The sequence below is a fragment of the Leclercia sp. UBA5958 genome (assembly GCF_002430365.1).
Lineage (GTDB): Bacteria > Pseudomonadota > Gammaproteobacteria > Enterobacterales > Enterobacteriaceae > Enterobacter > Enterobacter pneumoniae.
In genome coordinates this window covers 384,424-401,626 of record NZ_DJCE01000007.1, presented here as the reverse complement: position 1 = coordinate 401,626, position 17,203 = coordinate 384,424, and the positions used below count along the sequence as shown (strand labels likewise).

The 17,203-nt window shown below is 55.2% G+C and carries 16 protein-coding genes; 14 read left to right on the top strand and 2 right to left on the bottom strand.

The genetic code is table 11. The annotated features are described in order from the left end of the window. Window positions 1-30 precede the first annotated feature (30 nt). Window positions 31-1,206, bottom strand: coding sequence for a 3-demethoxyubiquinol 3-hydroxylase (ubiF, locus tag B2Q93_RS11310; protein WP_286933051.1), 1,176 nt, complete (start codon window positions 1,204-1,206; stop codon window positions 31-33). A 136-nt stretch (window positions 1,207-1,342) separates the two neighbouring features. On the opposite strand from ubiF, the gene miaB reads away from it, so the two are divergent. The 11 genes from miaB to B2Q93_RS11255 all read left to right on the top strand — a co-directional run bounded on the left by miaB (window position 1,343) and on the right by B2Q93_RS11255 (window position 12,272). Then, on the top strand, window positions 1,343-2,767 hold the full coding sequence (gene miaB, locus B2Q93_RS11305) for a tRNA (N6-isopentenyl adenosine(37)-C2)-methylthiotransferase MiaB (RefSeq protein ID WP_040076563.1): 1,425 nt from the start codon (window positions 1,343-1,345) through the stop codon (window positions 2,765-2,767). Window positions 2,768-2,915: 148 nt separating this feature from the next. Beyond that, window positions 2,916-3,962, top strand: coding sequence for a PhoH family protein (locus B2Q93_RS11300; RefSeq protein ID WP_046884286.1), 1,047 nt, complete (start codon window positions 2,916-2,918; stop codon window positions 3,960-3,962). Continuing rightward, window positions 3,959-4,426, top strand: a complete 468-nt coding sequence (gene ybeY, locus B2Q93_RS11295) for an rRNA maturation RNase YbeY (protein WP_040076565.1) — start codon at window positions 3,959-3,961, stop codon at window positions 4,424-4,426. The genes B2Q93_RS11300 and ybeY overlap by 4 nt, the downstream gene beginning before the upstream one ends. Window positions 4,427-4,514: 88 nt before the next feature. Continuing rightward, window positions 4,515-5,393, top strand: coding sequence for a CNNM family magnesium/cobalt transport protein CorC (corC, locus tag B2Q93_RS11290; protein ID WP_040076566.1), 879 nt, complete (start codon window positions 4,515-4,517; stop codon window positions 5,391-5,393). Between the two features lie 5 nt (window positions 5,394-5,398). Next, window positions 5,399-6,937, top strand: a complete 1,539-nt coding sequence (lnt, locus tag B2Q93_RS11285; RefSeq protein WP_046884287.1) for an apolipoprotein N-acyltransferase — start codon at window positions 5,399-5,401, stop codon at window positions 6,935-6,937. A 390-nt stretch (window positions 6,938-7,327) separates the two neighbouring features. After that, entirely contained in the window at window positions 7,328-8,236 is a 909-nt protein-coding gene (locus B2Q93_RS11280) for an amino acid ABC transporter substrate-binding protein (protein ID WP_286933047.1), read from the top strand. Between the two features lie 155 nt (window positions 8,237-8,391). After that, on the top strand, window positions 8,392-9,132 hold the full coding sequence (gene gltJ, locus B2Q93_RS11275) for a glutamate/aspartate ABC transporter permease GltJ (RefSeq protein WP_040076569.1): 741 nt from the start codon (window positions 8,392-8,394) through the stop codon (window positions 9,130-9,132). Continuing rightward, complete coding sequence (gene gltK / locus B2Q93_RS11270) at window positions 9,132-9,806, top strand: glutamate/aspartate ABC transporter permease GltK (protein WP_046884289.1); 675 nt, start codon at window positions 9,132-9,134, stop codon at window positions 9,804-9,806. Before gltJ ends, gltK begins: the two co-directional genes overlap by 1 nt. After that, a complete protein-coding gene (locus B2Q93_RS11265; RefSeq protein ID WP_040076571.1) occupies window positions 9,806-10,531 on the top strand; it encodes an amino acid ABC transporter ATP-binding protein in 726 nt (241 codons plus the stop codon). Before gltK ends, B2Q93_RS11265 begins: the two co-directional genes overlap by 1 nt. A gap of 120 nt (window positions 10,532-10,651) precedes the next feature. Beyond that, on the top strand, window positions 10,652-11,590 hold the full coding sequence (rihA, locus tag B2Q93_RS11260; RefSeq protein WP_207293223.1) for a pyrimidine-specific ribonucleoside hydrolase RihA: 939 nt from the start codon (window positions 10,652-10,654) through the stop codon (window positions 11,588-11,590). A 184-nt stretch (window positions 11,591-11,774) separates the two neighbouring features. Further along, window positions 11,775-12,272 (top strand): POTRA domain-containing protein, encoded by a 498-nt coding sequence (locus B2Q93_RS11255; RefSeq protein ID WP_233801211.1) that lies wholly within the window; start codon window positions 11,775-11,777, stop codon window positions 12,270-12,272. 38 nt (window positions 12,273-12,310) lie between these two features. Here B2Q93_RS11255 and B2Q93_RS11250 read toward each other — a convergent pair whose 3' ends face one another. After that, window positions 12,311-12,793, bottom strand: coding sequence for a zinc ribbon-containing protein (locus B2Q93_RS11250; RefSeq protein WP_040076574.1), 483 nt, complete (start codon window positions 12,791-12,793; stop codon window positions 12,311-12,313). Window positions 12,794-13,007: 214 nt separating this feature from the next. On the opposite strand from B2Q93_RS11250, the gene leuS reads away from it, so the two are divergent. From leuS to holA, 3 genes are read left to right on the top strand one after another with little or no spacing between them, the layout of a single operon-like run. Continuing rightward, a complete protein-coding gene (gene leuS, locus B2Q93_RS11245; protein WP_052452769.1) occupies window positions 13,008-15,590 on the top strand; it encodes a leucine--tRNA ligase in 2,583 nt (860 codons plus the stop codon). A 14-nt stretch (window positions 15,591-15,604) separates the two neighbouring features. Continuing rightward, window positions 15,605-16,171: an LPS assembly lipoprotein LptE gene (gene lptE / locus B2Q93_RS11240; protein ID WP_046884293.1), complete on the top strand. Its 567-nt coding sequence runs from the start codon at window positions 15,605-15,607 to the stop codon at window positions 16,169-16,171. Further along, the gene (gene holA / locus B2Q93_RS11235) at window positions 16,171-17,202 is read left to right on the top strand and encodes a DNA polymerase III subunit delta (RefSeq protein ID WP_286933041.1); all 1,032 of its coding nucleotides are present in this window, start codon (window positions 16,171-16,173) and stop codon (window positions 17,200-17,202) included. Before lptE ends, holA begins: the two co-directional genes overlap by 1 nt. Window position 17,203: the final 1 nt, after the last annotated feature.

Sequence of the window (17,203 nt, the reverse complement as noted above, 5' to 3'; positions counted from 1 at the left end):
ACAGGGGTGAGGGAATCGTCAGTGTAATGCTTACAGACCTAACGCATATTTCAGGGCCTGACGTTTCAGGCCACCGGCGCGTTCCGCCGCCATCAAACCAATATTGCGCAGGATCCGCACCGGCCCCAGGTCGTTACTGAACCCGGCATAAAAGAGATCCATCCCTGACTGCATGATGAAGTTATCCGCCATACGTCGCATCTGGTAACGCTTCAATACCTGCTGGCTCGCCCAGGCTTCGCCGTGAGCGCGCGCATTACCCACTACGTCCAGTAAGGCTTCAACGTCACGGTATCCCAGGTTCACGCCCTGCCCCGCCAGCGGATGGATGGTATGCGCCGCATCGCCCACCAACGCTAATCCTTCGCGCGCATAGTCCAGCGCATGACGCCGGGCCAGGGGGAAGGCACCCGCTGCCACTGGTGTGACCTTGCCGAGGCGCTGCGGGAAATGGTGCGCAATTTCACGCCCCAGCTGTTCCATCGTCATCCCTTGCAGCTGGCGAATGCGTGCGGGCGTGTCGTACCACACCAGCGAGGCCCAGTTGTCGAACAACGGCAGGAAAGCATGGGGCCCCGTCGGCGTAAAGTGTTGCCAGGTGCAATCACCCGGTTCGCTCTCGCATTGCACTGTTATCAGCATGCAGGATTGCGGATACGCCCACGCATGAATGCCAATTCCGGCCATCTCCCGGACCCTGGAATTCGCCCCGTCCGCGCCAATCACCAGTTTTACCGCCAGCTCGTCACCTTCGCTCAACGCCAGCACATGATGATCGTTATGGCGATGGATAGCCTCAATCGACGCCGGCACCCGCAGGGTCACACCGGGATGCGCTTCCAGCGCCTGCCAGAGCGCCTGCTGTAGAACCGTATTTTCAACCATATAGCCCAGCAGGGGCAGCTTAAGCTCTGCTGCATCAAACTGGACGCGGGCAGTTTCCCACTCCCATGTTTCAAGGCGACGCCAGGGATGAGCGCGCATGGCCAGCACCGCCTCCCATACGCCCAGCCCGCGCAGCAGATCCACCGAGGCGGCGCTAATCGCAGAGATACGCACGTCCGGCTTCCCGGCGGCGTCAAATGCAGGCGGCGCAGCCTGTTCAATTACAGTAACGTCGAACCCTTGTTGCGCCAGCCCCAGCGCCAGCGCCCCGCCGACCATACCGCCGCCGACGACGGCGACTCCGGCTTGTTGGATAGTCATGGTCATTTGTCCTTATTGGAGAATCCCTTAAGTTTACCGGATTTTTTTCCCCATGAGGCCGACAACCTTCATACTGGTCACAACCGGACCAAAGCATTACAATACGCGCCCTGCAATCCTGAGCATGAGCATGTCGATGACTAAAAAACTCCATATAAAAACCTGGGGCTGTCAGATGAACGAGTACGATTCATCAAAGATGGCCGATCTGCTGGATGCTACCCACGGATACCAGCTGACTGAAAATGCGAAAGAAGCCGATGTGCTGCTGCTGAATACCTGTTCAATTCGTGAAAAAGCGCAGGAAAAAGTCTTTCACCTGTTAGGTCGCTGGAAGCTTCTGAAACGAAAAAATCCGGAGCTGATTATCGGCGTGGGCGGCTGCGTTGCGTCGCAGGAAGGGAAATTGATTCGCCAGCGAGCCCCTTACGTGGATATCGTCTTTGGCCCTCAGACCCTGCACCGCCTGCCAGAGATGATCAATAAGGTTCGCGGCGATCGTAGCCCGGTCGTCGACGTCAGCTTCCCGGAAATCGAAAAATTTGACCGTCTGCCGGAACCGCGCGCAGATGGCCCGACAGCCTTTGTCTCCATTATGGAAGGCTGCAACAAATATTGTACCTACTGCGTGGTGCCTTATACCCGCGGCGAAGAAGTGAGCCGTCCGTGCGATGACATCCTGTATGAGATAGCCCAACTGGCGGCCCAGGGCGTACGTGAAGTGAACCTGCTCGGCCAGAACGTGAACGCCTGGCGCGGCGAGAATTTTGACGGCAGCACCGGCAGCTTTGCTGAACTGCTGCGTCTGGTGGCGGCCATTGACGGTATCGACCGTATCCGCTTTACCACCAGCCATCCGATAGAATTCACCGATGACATCATTGATGTCTATCGCGATACGCCTGAGCTGGTGAGCTTCCTGCACCTGCCGATTCAGTGTGGCTCTGACCGCGTACTGAATCTGATGGGCCGTACCCACACCGCGCTGGAGTATAAAGCGATTATCCGTAAGCTGCGTGAAGCGCGCCCGGACATTCAAATCAGTTCTGACTTTATCGTCGGTTTCCCTGGCGAAACCAATGAAGACTTTGAACGGACGATGAAGGTGATCGGCGATGTGAATTTCGACGTGAGTTATAGCTTCATCTTCTCTGCCCGTCCGGGTACGCCAGCCGCCGACATGGTGGACGACGTACCAGAAGAGGTGAAGAAGCAGCGTCTTTATATCCTGCAAGAGCGTATTAACCAGCAGGCCAACGCCTGGAGCCGTCGTATGATCGGCACCGTTCAGCGCGTACTGGTTGAAGGCACTTCACGTAAGAGCATCATGCAGCTGTCCGGTCGTACCGAGAACAACCGCGTGGTGAACTTCGAAGGTACGCCAGATATGATCGGCAAGTTCGTGGATATCGAAATTCAGGAAGTGCTGACGAACTCCCTGCGCGGCAAAGTGGTACGGACTGAAGATGAGATGGGTCTGCGCGTAGCGCAAACGCCTGAGTCCGTAATGGCACGTACCCGTAAAGAGAACGACCTGGGCGTAGGTGTTTATCAGCCCTGACCTCAACAGGCCTGCCAATTCTGGCAGGCCTTGTATTTCCTGCTTCCGCCCCCAATATCCTTCGCAATGCTTGCGCCTTTATTCTGTGGCGTAAATAATTCCATCAAAGCCCCCTTTTTCGGGGATGCGAGACATCAAGAGGAACGGTTTGAATATAGATACGCGTGAAATTACCCTTGAGCCTGCAGACAACGCTCGCCTGCTGAGCCTCTGTGGGCCGTTTGATGACAACATCAAACAACTGGAGCGACGTCTGGGTATCGAGATCAATCGTCGCGATAATCACTTCAAACTCACCGGCCGCACACTTTGCGTTAATGCCGCTGCGGATATTCTGCACACGCTTTATGTCGACACCGCGCCGATGCGCGGTCAAACGCAGGATATCGAACCTGAACAGATTCATCTGGCCATTAAAGAAGCCCGCGTGCTGGAACAGAGCGCCGAAAGCGTGCCGGATTATGGCAAAGCTATCCATATCAAGACCAAACGGGGTGTGATTAAGCCGCGTACGCCTAACCAGGCACAGTACATCGCGAACATCCTTGATCATGACATCACCTTCGGCGTCGGCCCGGCAGGTACGGGTAAAACCTATCTGGCGGTGGCTGCTGCGGTAGATGCCCTGGAGCGTCAGGAGATCCGCCGTATTCTGCTTACCCGTCCTGCTGTGGAAGCCGGTGAAAAACTGGGCTTCCTGCCGGGCGATTTAAGCCAGAAGGTCGACCCCTATCTGCGTCCTCTTTACGATGCCCTGTTCGAGATGCTCGGCTTTGAAAAGGTCGAGAAGCTGATTGAACGTAACGTGATTGAAGTTGCCCCGCTGGCCTATATGCGCGGCCGCACGCTGAACGATGCGTTTATCATTCTTGATGAAAGCCAGAACACCACCATCGAACAGATGAAGATGTTCCTGACGCGTATCGGCTTTAACTCGAAAGCCGTCATCACAGGGGACATCACGCAGATTGACCTGCCGCGCAACACTAAATCTGGCCTGCGCCACGCCATCGAAGTGCTGGCAGAAGTCGATGAAATCAGTTTTAACTTCTTCCACAGTGAAGATGTGGTGCGCCACCCGGTGGTTGCCCGCATCGTTAACGCTTATGAGGCCTGGGAAGAGGCCGATCAGAAGCGCAAGGCCGAACTGGCCGCAGAACGTAAGCGCGAAGCGCAGGAGCAAGAACATAAATGAGTCAGGTGATCCTCGATTTACAGCTGGCCTGTGAAGATAATTCCGGCATGCCAGAAGAGGCACAATTTCAGAAATGGCTGGATGCCGTTGTCCCTCAGTTTCAGGAAGAATCAGAAGTGACGATTCGCCTGGTGGATGAAGCAGAAAGCCATGAGCTTAACCTGACCTACCGCGGGAAAGATAAGCCGACTAACGTGCTCTCTTTCCCCTTCGAAGCCCCTCCGGGTATTGAAATGCCGCTGCTGGGCGATCTGATCATCTGCCGTCAGGTGGTTGAGCAGGAAGCACAAGAGCAGCAGAAGCCGCTCGAGGCCCACTGGGCCCATATGGTGGTGCACGGCAGCCTGCATCTGCTGGGGTACGATCATATTGAAGATGAGGAAGCGGAAGAGATGGAGTCCCTCGAGACAGAGATAATGCTTGCTCTGGGCTATGAGGATCCGTACATTGCCGAGAAAGAGTAGTCGGTCACAGGCTGACTATCATGCCGCCGCGTAAGGAGATAGCGCGGCGGTTATTATTTAACTAACAAGAGAACCCTTAACAAACGCCATGAGCGACGACAATTCACACAGTAGCGACACGACAAACAGCAAAAAGGGATTTTTCTCCCTTATTCTGAGCCAGCTGTTCCACGGCGAACCCAAAAACCGTGATGAACTTCTGGAGCTGATCCGTGATTCCGGGCAGAACGACCTTATCGACGAAGATACGCGCGAAATGCTCGAAGGGGTAATGGACATCGCCGACCAGCGCGTTCGCGATATTATGATCCCCCGCTCGCAGATGATTACCCTGAAACGCAACCAGCCTCTGGACGAGTGCCTCGATGTGATCATCGAATCGGCACACTCGCGCTTCCCGGTCATCAGCGAGGACAAAGATCACATCGAAGGGATTTTGATGGCGAAAGATCTGCTGCCGTTTATGCGCAGCGATGCCGAAGCCTTTAGCATGGATAAAGTGTTACGTCAGGCGGTGGTTGTTCCGGAGAGTAAGCGGGTTGACCGCATGCTGAAAGAGTTCCGCTCTCAGCGTTACCACATGGCGATTGTTATCGATGAATTTGGCGGCGTGTCTGGCCTGGTGACCATTGAAGATATTCTGGAGCTTATCGTCGGCGAAATCGAAGACGAATATGACGAAGAAGAGGATATCGATTTCCGTCAGCTGAGCCGCCACACCTGGACCGTCCGCGCGCTGGCGCCAATCGAAGACTTTAACGATACCTTCGGCACGCGTTTCAGTGATGAAGAGGTGGATACCATCGGCGGTCTGGTGATGCAGGCGTTTGGCCATCTCCCGGCTCGCGGTGAGACGGTTGAAATAGACGGTTACCAGTTTAAGGTCGCCATGGCCGACAGTCGTCGTATTATTCAGGTTCATGTCAGAATGCCGGACGATGCTCCGCAACCCACAATGGAAGAATGATTTAAATGGCATTTGCCCCATTGCTTGAACGCCAGCGCGTACGTCTGCTGCTGGCGCTAATTCTCGGAGCCAGCGGAACGCTGGCTTTTTCTCCTTATGACATCTGGCCCGCGGCCCTGCTCTCTTTGATGGGGCTACAGGGGCTTACCCTGAACCGACGTCCGGTACAGGCCGCAGCCATTGGCTACGCCTGGGGCATGGGGCTATTTGGCACCGGTATAAACTGGGTATATGTCAGTATCGCCACCTTTGGCGGCATGCCTGGCCCGGTCAACGTTTTCCTGGTTGTGTTGCTGGCCGCGTATTTGTCGCTCTATACCGGCCTGTTTGCCGGGGTGCTGGCGCGCCTGTGGCCAAAGGCCAACGTATGGCGCGTGGCGATTGCGGCTCCGGTCGTCTGGCAACTGACCGAGTTCTTACGCGGCTGGGTGCTGACGGGCTTCCCATGGCTGCAGTTTGGCTACAGCCAGATCGACGGCCCGTTAAAGGGGCTGGCACCGGTGATGGGCGTTGAGGCCATCAACTTCCTGCTGATGGTAGTAAGCGGCCTGCTGGTGTTGGCGCTAGTGCAGCGCAACTGGCGCCCGCTGGCTGCCGCCGTGGTGTTATTCGCGCTCCCCTTCCCGCTACGTTTTATTCAGTGGTTTACCCCCGAGCCCGAGCGCACCATGCAGGTCTCTATGGTGCAGGGTGATATTCCCCAGGCACTGAAATGGGATGAAAACCAGCTGCTTAATACCCTCAAGATCTATCTTGAGGCCTCTGAGCCAGAGATGGGCAAATCGCAGCTGATCATCTGGCCAGAATCTGCCATCCCCGATCTGGAGATTAATCAGCAGCAGTTCCTGCGCCGGGTCGATGACCTGATGCGCGAGCATAACAGCACCCTTATTACCGGTATCGTCGATGCGCGACTGAATAAACAGAACCGCTACGACACCTATAACACCATCATCACGCTGGGCAAAGATAACGCCTACAACTACGAATCGGCCAACCGCTACAACAAGAACCATCTGGTGCCGTTTGGTGAGTTCGTGCCGCTGGAGTCAATTTTGCGGCCGCTGGCACCGTTCTTCGATCTGCCGATGTCATCATTCAGCCGTGGCCCGTACGTGCAGCCTCAGCTGAATGCGCACGGCATGTTGCTGACGCCTGCCATCTGCTACGAAATCATCCTGGGCGAACAGGTGCGGGATAATTTCCGTGCAAATACGGATTATCTGCTGACGATCTCTAACGATGCGTGGTTCGGTAAGTCTATCGGCCCGTGGCAGCACTTCCAGATGGCGCGCATGCGCTCGCTGGAGCTGGCCCGCCCGCTTCTGCGTAGCACCAACAATGGCATCACCGCTGTTATTGGCCCGCAGGGCGAGATTCAGGCGATGATCCCGCAGTTTACCCGCCAGGTGCTGACCGCCAGCGTTACGCCAACGACGGGCCTGACGCCGTATGCGCGTACCGGCAACTGGCCAGTATGGATTATCACCGCCCTGTTTGGCTTTGGTGCGGTGCTGATGAGCTTGCGTCAGCGTCGTAAGTAAGCCTGAAGGCCTCTCTCCTCACCGGGGAGAGAGGCTGTTTCCGCCTCCTTTCTCCCCTAGTCTTCGCTATTTATCTCTCTGACCGTAAACCTGCCAATTCTGGCACGGCTATTGCTTTGTTTATTCAAGCAAACGCAATCTGGCTTGATGTACAACCTGGTCGCACCACCGTAGTTCAGCGGTAGCACCGAAACGGTGCAACGAGGGATTTTTGCCTCTGAATGGTGCGGCGCGCTTCGCAAAAATAAACAATAACGCAGCAAAATCTTTACATTAAGCCAGACTAAATGTTAACAAGCTTGCATAACACTGCACTCGCATAGCGCGAGATATAACAACATCACAATGGGTATCAATGCGTCTCTGGCGCTGATAAGAAAGGAGTTGGGTATGCAATTACGTAAACTGGCCACAGCAATGCTGGTGATGGGAATGTCCGCAGGCGTGGTGCACGCTGAAGACGCTGCGCCGGCAGCGGGCAGCACGCTCGACAAGATTGCCAAAAACGGCGTTATCGTGGTCGGCCACCGTGAATCCTCTGTCCCGTTCTCATACTACGACAACACGCAAAAAGTCGTGGGTTACTCACAGGACTATTCCAACGCCATCGTTGAAGCGGTGAAGAAGAAGCTGAACAAGCCTGACCTGGCGGTGAAGCTGATTCCAATCACCTCCCAGAACCGTATTCCGCTGCTGCAGAACGGGACTTTCGACTTTGAGTGTGGGTCCACCACCAACAACCTGGAGCGCCAGAAACAAGCCGCCTTCTCTGACACTATTTTTGTCGTAGGTACACGCCTGCTGACCAAAAAAGGCGGTGAGATTAAAGACTTCGCTGCCCTGAAAGGGAAAGCGGTTGTCGTGACGTCCGGTACCACGTCCGAAGTTCTGCTGCACAAGCTGAACGACGAGAAAAAAATGGATATGCGTATCATCAGCGCCAAAGACCATGGCGACTCTTTCCGTACGCTGGAGAGCGGCCGCGCGGTGGCGTTCATGATGGATGATGCCCTGCTGGCGGGCGAACGTGCGAAGGCGAAGAAACCAGACAACTGGGAAATCGTCGGCACGGCGCAGTCGAAAGAGGCCTACGGCTGTATGCTGCGCAAAGATGACGCGGACTTTAAGAAACTGATCGATGACACCATCGCTCAGGTGCAGACGTCCGGCGAAGCGGAAAAATGGTTCGATAAATGGTTCAAGAACCCTATCCCACCAAAAAATCTGAATATGAACTTTGAACTGTCTGACGACATGAAAGCGCTGTTCAAATCACCAAACGACAAGGCTCTTAACTAATTAGAACAACAGGGGCGGGATCTCCTGCCCTCTCGATTGTCGGGAAGCATGGACAGACTATACGTTGAGTGGTCGTTCCCCACTCAGCGCGAAAAATGAGCTTCTCACCAATCTTCGAGGGTAGCGCTGCTACCCTTTTTTTTCTGGAGTTTATTATGTCAATAGACTGGAACTGGGGCATTTTTCTGCAACAAGCCCCGTTCGGCAACACCACCTATCTTGGCTGGCTGTGGAGCGGCTTTCAGGTTACCGTCGCGTTGTCGATTACGGCCTGGATCATCGCTTTCTTCGTTGGCTCCCTGTTCGGTATTTTACGCACCGTACCGAATCGCTTTCTCTCATCAATCGGCACGCTCTACGTGGAGCTGTTCCGAAATGTCCCATTAATCGTTCAGTTCTTTACCTGGTACCTGGTGGTGCCAGAACTGCTGCCGGAAGATATCGGCATGTGGTTCAAGGCGGAACTGGATCCTAACATTCAGTTCTTTGTCTCCTCGATGCTCTGTCTGGGGCTGTTTACCGCTGCGCGCGTGTGCGAGCAGGTACGCGCCGCCATTCAGTCGCTGCCCCGTGGGCAGAAAAACGCCGCGCTGGCGATGGGGCTAACGTTGCCGCAAGCGTACCGCTATGTACTGCTGCCGAATGCCTATCGGGTGATTGTTCCACCGATGACCTCGGAGATGATGAACCTGGTGAAAAACTCGGCCATCGCCTCAACCATTGGTCTGGTGGATATGGCGGCACAGGCCGGGAAACTGCTGGATTACTCCGCGCACGCCTGGGAATCTTTCACCGCGATTACGCTGGCCTATGTGCTGATTAACGCCATCATCATGTTGGTGATGAACCTGGTCGAACGTAAAGTACGCCTGCCGGGCAACCTGGGGGGCAAATAATGTACGAGTTTGACTGGAGTTCTATTGTTCCCTCCATGCCCTACCTGCTGGACGGTCTGGTCATTACCCTGAAGATTACCATCACGGCGGTGATCGTCGGGATTATCTGGGGCACTCTGCTGGCAGTCATGCGTCTGTCGAGCTTTAAGCCAGTCGCTTGGTTCGCGACCGCATACGTAAACGTGTTCCGCTCCATTCCGCTGGTGATGGTGCTGCTGTGGTTTTATCTGATCGTTCCTGGATTCTTGCAGGATGTTCTGGGGCTTTCGCCGAAGTCCGATATTCGCCTGATCTCGGCGATGGTGGCCTTCTCGATGTTTGAAGCGGCCTACTACTCCGAGATTATCCGCGCCGGGATCCAGAGTATTTCACGCGGGCAGTCCAGTGCGGCATTGGCGTTAGGGATGACCCACTGGCAGTCGATGAAACTGATCATTCTGCCGCAGGCATTTCGCGCCATGGTTCCGTTGCTGCTCACTCAGGGTATCGTTCTCTTCCAGGATACCTCGCTGGTGTATGTACTCAGTCTGGCGGACTTCTTCCGTACCGCCTCCACGATTGGTGAGCGTGACGGTACGCAGGTCGAGATGATCCTGTTTGCAGGTGCGGTCTATTTTGTCATTAGTTTAAGCGCGTCGCTGTTGGTCAGCTGGCTGAAGAAAAGGACAGTGTAATGATTTCCCTGAAAAATGTTTCTAAATGGTATGGGCACTTTCAGGTGCTGACCGACTGCTCTACGGAAGTGAAGAAAGGCGAAGTGGTGGTGGTTTGTGGTCCATCGGGTTCCGGTAAATCCACACTTATCAAAACGGTGAACGGCCTTGAACCCGTGCAGCAGGGTGAGATCACGGTCAATGGTACCGTGGTAAATAGCAAGAAAACCGATCTGGCGAAGCTGCGTTCGAAGGTGGGCATGGTGTTCCAGCACTTTGAGCTGTTCCCTCACCTGTCGATCATTGAGAACCTAACCCTGGCGCAGGTGAAAGTTCTCAAGCGCGATAAAGCGGCGGCTCGTGACAAAGGGTTGAAGCTGCTGGAGCGCGTTGGGCTTTCGGCGCATGCTGATAAATTCCCGGCGCAGCTTTCCGGCGGCCAGCAGCAGCGCGTCGCCATTGCTCGCGCCCTGTGCATGGATCCGGTCGCTATGCTGTTTGATGAACCGACCTCTGCGCTCGACCCTGAGATGATCAACGAGGTGCTGGACGTAATGGTTGAGCTGGCCAACGAAGGCATGACCATGATGGTGGTTACCCACGAGATGGGCTTTGCCCGCAAGGTGGCTAACCGCGTCATCTTTATGGATGAAGGGAAGATCGTCGAAGACTCCGCCAAAGAAGAGTTCTTTGCTAATCCACAGTCTGACCGCGCGAAAGACTTCCTCGCCAAAATTCTGCACTAAACCCAGGGTGCGCAATCGCAGGATTGCGCACCTCCTCACGCTTTTACTCTCTTGTTCTCGTCTGCTCATGGCGTAAGCGTTAGCCTTGTCACAAAACTACACTGAGAAACGGAGAGTCCTATGGCACAGCCAATAATCCTCGACTGCGATCCGGGTCATGATGACGCGATAGCGCTTGTTCTTGCCCTCGCCTCCCCCGAACTGGATGTCAAAGCGGTGACCTCTTCCGCCGGAAACCAGACCCCGGATAAAACGCTGCGCAATGTCTTGCGGATGCTCACCCTGCTACAGCGCACCGATATTCCGGTTGCCGGCGGCGCGCAAAAACCGCTGATGCGTGAGTTGATTATTGCCGACAACGTCCATGGCGAAAGTGGACTGGATGGCCCGGCGCTGCCGGAACCCAGCTTTGCGCCACAAAATTGCACCGCAGTTGAGCTGATGGCGAAGGTGCTACGTGAAAGCAGCGAGCCCGTCACCCTGGTTGCCACAGGCCCGCAGACTAACGTGGCGCTGCTGCTTAACAGCCACCCTGAATTGCATGACAGGATCGCGAAAATCGTGATTATGGGCGGCGCAATGACGCTCGGCAACTGGACGCCCAGCGCGGAATTCAACATTTTCGTCGATCCTGAAGCGGCCGAAATTGTCTTCCAGTCCGGAATTCCGGTGGTGATGGCCGGGCTTGATGTCACCCATCGGGCGCAGATTATGGCCGCCGATATCGAACGTTTTCGCAGCATTGGCAACCCCGTCGCCACCACGGTCGCCGAGCTCCTCGACTTCTTTATGGAATATCATAAAACCGAGAAATGGGGCTTTAACGGAGCGCCGTTGCACGACCCTTGTACCATCGCCTGGCTGTTGAAGCCGGAGATCTTCACTACCGTAACACGTTGGGTCGGCGTTGAGACGCAGGGCAAATATACGCAAGGCATGACCGTGGTCGATTACTACTTCCTCAGCGGCAACGCGCCGAATACTGAAGTGATGCTGGATATTGATCGTCAGGCGTTTGTCGATCTGCTGGCAGAGCGACTGGCTTTTTATCAGCAATAACCCTGCGCGGCCGGGTTAGTCAATCCGGCCCTGATTCGTCCCCGACATAATTAGCGCTTCTTAAATCAGACATTATTTGCTTTGTTTCACCATTACGACAAAGCTATAACCTCGCGAGAAGGGATCTTGCGATGTGACGATCGTCGTTATACCTCAGTGAAAGAATCAAAATGGATGTTGCTTCATGACAATGATTTTCAATGGCCTGTTCACCGGCCTGCTGTTTCTCTTATTTGGCTGTCAGTTTGCTCACGCCAGCGTTGCCAACAGCATCCCGGATCTCCACGGACAAAGTCATAACCGAAAGCAGACTTTCAGCTGGGACAGGCCTAAATATGCCCCAGCGCCTCCTCAGCGACGCCCGAACCGGATCCTTTTTCCCCACGAGACCACGTGCAGAAAAATTACTCACGTAACATTTGATACGGATAACCCACAGCTGGCGTATACGCTCTTGGGCGGGATTATTCAGCAGGCCGTCAATAAATGTCTTGGGGTTGAAGGGGTACGGCTCTTTTCACGCACGCTACAGAATGCGCTTATTGCCAGGGGATATATTACGTCGTTGATCGATATTCCACCGCAGCCGTCAGATTCTCCTGTGCTGCAGCTTATTCTGGTGTGGGACACCCCCGAGACATCGCTCTCATTTTGCAGATTCAGCGCGCCGACCCAGGGTTGAGGGAACGTCACGTCCCCTCTCACTCGTTCACAAAACGGTTACGGCTCGAAGGGGCGGCGCTGGAACTGATCGTGACCGCATTTCGGGCAGACCGGCAACACATCCGGGGTATAAACCGCCAGATGGTAGTGGCAGTTTTCGCAAACCAGATTCCCCAGCCCCACCACTTCGCCGCTGTGATAGACCCCATGATGGTTGAGATCCTGAAACACCTCGCGCCATTCGAGCTGCGTTTTATCGGTGATATCCGCCAGCTCTTGCCAGAGACTCTCTTTAATTACTCGCATAAATACGCTGTCTGCCACCTCGCCCTGGCTCTCTTCATAGCTACGGGCAAACTCTTCTAAATCGCGGCGCACAGCCCGGGTCAGCTCTTCAACCTCTGTCCGCGTTAACTCCCCCGTCTGGATTACCCTCAGACGCGCCTGCTCTACCAACGCATCGATATCGCGCTCGCCGTTACGCAGACGTTCAGTCAACGTGGCGACCAGTTCACGGTAAAATTGAGCAACCTTGTTCATCTTTTTGCCTCCTGGGTGAGTAACTGTCTCTAATAATAGACCTTATTTATTCAGCGCTTTGTCAGTTCTGCCACAGATAGCGTAAATTCATGTCCGCCGCTTTTATGCTAAAGGCTGTTTTGACGCGGGCGTTTGGGCTATGCTATGCGGATCTGGAATACCACTTACATTGGCTACATTTGTAGCTGTATTGAACACAGGACCACTGGCTGCCATGCAAGAGCAATACCGCCCGGAAGAGATAGAATCCCACGTCCAGCAACACTGGGACGAGAAGCGCACCTTTGAAGTCACCGAAGACGAGAGCAAAGAGAAGTATTACTGCCTGTCGATGCTTCCCTATCCTTCTGGTCGACTACACATGGGCCACGTGCGTAACTACACCATCGGTGATGTGATCGCCCGCTACCAACGCATGTTGGGCAAAAACGTGCTGCAGCCAATTGGTTGGGATGCGTTCGGTCTGCCGGCTGAAGGGGCGGCGGTGAAAAACAACACGGCCCCTGCGCCGTGGACCTATGACAACATCGCTTACATGAAAAACCAGCTTAAAATGCTGGGCTTTGGCTATGACTGGAGCCGCGAGCTGGCCACCTGTACCCCGGAATATTACCGTTGGGAGCAGAAGTTTTTCACCGAGCTCTACAAAAAAGGGCTGGTCTATAAAAAGACCTCTGCCGTTAACTGGTGCCCGAACGACCAGACCGTACTGGCGAACGAACAGGTTATCGATGGCTGCTGCTGGCGCTGCGACACTAAAGTTGAGCGTAAAGAGATCCCGCAGTGGTTTATTAAAATTACCGCTTACGCTGACGAGCTGCTGAACGATCTGGATAATCTGGATCATTGGCCAGATACCGTGAAGACCATGCAGCGTAACTGGATCGGTCGTTCTGAAGGGGTGGAAATCACCTTTAACGTAGAAAACTACGATCAGACCCTGACCGTTTACACCACGCGTCCGGACACCTTTATGGGTGCGACCTACCTGGCCGTAGCCGCAGGGCACCCGCTGGCGCAGAAAGCCGCCGAAAACAATCCAGAGCTGGCTGCCTTCATTGATGAATGCCGTAACACCAAAGTGGCCGAAGCCGACATGGCGACCATGGAGAAAAAAGGTGTTGCGACCGGTTTCAACGCTATCCACCCGCTGACGGGCGAAGCCGTGCCGGTCTGGGCAGCTAACTTCGTACTGATGGAGTACGGCACCGGCGCTGTGATGGCGGTTCCGGGACACGATCAGCGCGATTACGAGTTTGCTAAGAAATACGGCCTGACCATCAAGCCGGTTATCCTGGCGGCAGATGGCGCTGAGCCTGACCTGTCCGAACAGGCGCTGACCGAAAAAGGCACCCTGTTCAACTCCGGCGAATTCAGCGGTCTGAGCTTCGAAGAGGGCTTTAACGCTATCGCCGACAAGCTGGCTGCCATGGGCGTTGGCGAGCGTAAAGTGAACTACCGTCTGCGAGACTGGGGCGTTTCCCGTCAGCGTTACTGGGGTGCGCCAATCCCTATGGTGACGCTGGAAGATGGCACCGTAATGCCAACGCCAGAAGACCAGTTGCCGGTGATCCTGCCGGAAGACGTCGTCATGGACGGTATCACCAGCCCAATCAAAGCCGATCCGGAATGGGCAAAAACCACCGTGAACGGTCAGCCTGCGCTGCGTGAAACTGACACCTTCGACACCTTTATGGAGTCCTCCTGGTACTACGCGCGCTATACCTGCCCGCAGTATCAGGAAGGCATGCTGGATTCCGAAGCAGCAAACTACTGGCTGCCGGTCGATATCTACATTGGTGGTATCGAACACGCCATCATGCACCTGCTCTATTTCCGCTTCTTCCACAAATTAATGCGTGACGCAGGCCTGGTTAACTCTGACGAGCCAGCCAAACAGCTGCTGTGTCAGGGTATGGTGCTGGCAGATGCCTTCTACTACGTGGGCGCGAACGGCGAGCGTAACTGGGTTTCCCCGGTAGATGCGATTGTTGAGCGCGACGAGAAAGGCCGTATTGTTAAGGCGAAAGACGCCGCAGGTCATGAACTGGTCTATACCGGCATGAGCAAGATGTCCAAGTCGAAAAACAACGGCATCGACCCGCAGGTGATGGTTGAGCGTTACGGCGCGGATACCGTGCGTCTGTTTATGATGTTTGCTTCACCGGCAGATATGACGCTGGAGTGGCAGGAATCAGGCGTTGAAGGGGCTAACCGCTTCCTGAAACGCGTCTGGAAACTGGTTTATGAACACCTTGCACAGGGCGACGTCGCGGATCTTAAGGTTGACGCTCTGACGGAAGATCAGCAGGCACTGCGCCGTGATGTGCATAAAACGATTGCCAAAGTTACGGACGATATTGGTCGCCGTCAGACCTTCAATACCGCAATTGCGGCTATTATGGAACTGATGAACAAACTGGCGAAAGCTCCGCAGGAGGGCGAGCAGGATCGTGCCGTCATGCGCGAAGCGCTGCTGGCCGTAGTTCGTATGCTGAACCCGTTCACCCCGCACGCCAGCTTTACCCTGTGGAAAGAGCTCAACGGCGAAGGCGATATCGACAACGCGCCGTGGCCAGTTGCCGACGAGGCAGCCATGGTTGAAAACACCACGCTGGTGGTGGTGCAGGTTAACGGCAAAGTGCGTGGCAAAATCACCGTGGCAGTGGATGCTTCTGAAGAGCAGGTACGTGAACGTGCAGCTCAGGAGCCTCTGGTGGCGAAGTACCTTGACGGCGTTACCGTACGTAAAGTGATCTACGTACCCGGTAAACTGCTGAATCTGGTCGTTGGCTAAGCGCAGGAGGAAGCGTGCGACAACTGGCAACATTACTGTTATCTCTGGCGGTGCTTGTCACCGCTGGCTGTGGCTGGCACCTGCGTAATACCACCGCGGTGCCGGATCAGATGAAAACCATGATCTTCGATTCCGGGGATCCGAATGGCCCGCTTAGCCGTGCCATCCGTAACCAATTGCGCCTTAACGGCGTTGAACTGATCGAAAAAGGTTCTCTGCGTCAGGATGTGCCATCGTTCCGTGTCTTGCGCTCATCCCTGAGCCAGGATACCGCTTCCATCTTCCAGGATGGTCGTACCGCGGAATACCAGATGGTCATGCAGGTGAGCGCGGCAGTACTGATTCCGGGCCATGATATCTATCCGATCAGTACTAAAGTGTACCGTTCGTTCTTCGATAACCCGCAGGCAGCGCTGGCAAAAGATGCTGAACGCACCATTATCGTCAACGAAATGTACGACAAAGCGGCTGAACAGTTGATCCGTAAGCTGCCGAGTATCCAGGCTGCGGATAAAAAAGAGACGGCAGAAGCGACGCCCGTTACGACCACGCCTCGCGTCTCCACGACGCTGGGTAACTGATGATCAGGTTGTACCCTGAACAACTCCGCGCGCAGCTCAAAGAGGGGCTGCGCGCGGCGTATCTGTTACTCGGAAACGATCCGCTGCTGTTACAAGAGAGCCATGACGCGGTGCGTCAGATAGCCGCGACCCAGGGGTTCGACGAACACCACAGCTTTACGCTGGATAACAGCACCGACTGGCAGGAGATTTTTTCGCTTTGCCAGGCGATGAGCCTGTTCGCCACGCGACAGACGTTGACGATCCAGCTACCCGAAAACGGCCCTAACGCCGCCATCAACGAGCAACTCGCTACGTTGGTAAGCCTGCTGCACAGCGATCTGCTGCTGATAGTGCGAGGCAATAAGCTCACTAAAGCACAAGAAAATGCCGCATGGATCGCCGCGTTAGCAAACCAGTCCGTGCTGGTCACCTGCCAGACACCGGAACAGGCGCAGCTACCCAAATGGGTGGCCGCCCGCGCCCGGCAGAACAACCTTCAGCTCGACGATGCCGCCAACCAGCTGCTCTGTTACTGTTACGAAGGGAATTTGCTGGCCCTCGCCCAGGCGCTGGAGCGTCTTTCTCTGCTCTGGCCGGATGGCAAACTGACCCTGCCCCGCGTGGAGCAGGCGGTGAACGATGCCGCTCACTTTACCCCGTTTCACTGGGTAGATGCCCTGCTGGCCGCCAAAAGTAAACGTGCCCTGCACATTTTGCAGCAGCTGCGTCTTGAGGGCAGCGAGCCGGTGATCCTACTCAGAACCCTGCAGCGCGAACTGTTGCTGCTGGTTAACCTGAAACGTCAGTCGGCCCACGCGCCGCTGCGCGCGCTGTTCGATAAGCACCGCGTCTGGCAAAACCGCCGGGGGATGACCACCGAGGCGCTGAACCGCCTCAGCCCGGAGCAATTGCGCCAGGCCGTGCAACTGTTGACCCGCGCTGAACTCACGCTGAAACAGGATTACGGCCAGTCGATATGGTCAGAGCTGGAGAGCTTGTCGTTATTGCTGTGCCATAAAGCACTGGCTGATGTTTTTATCGAAGGCTGAT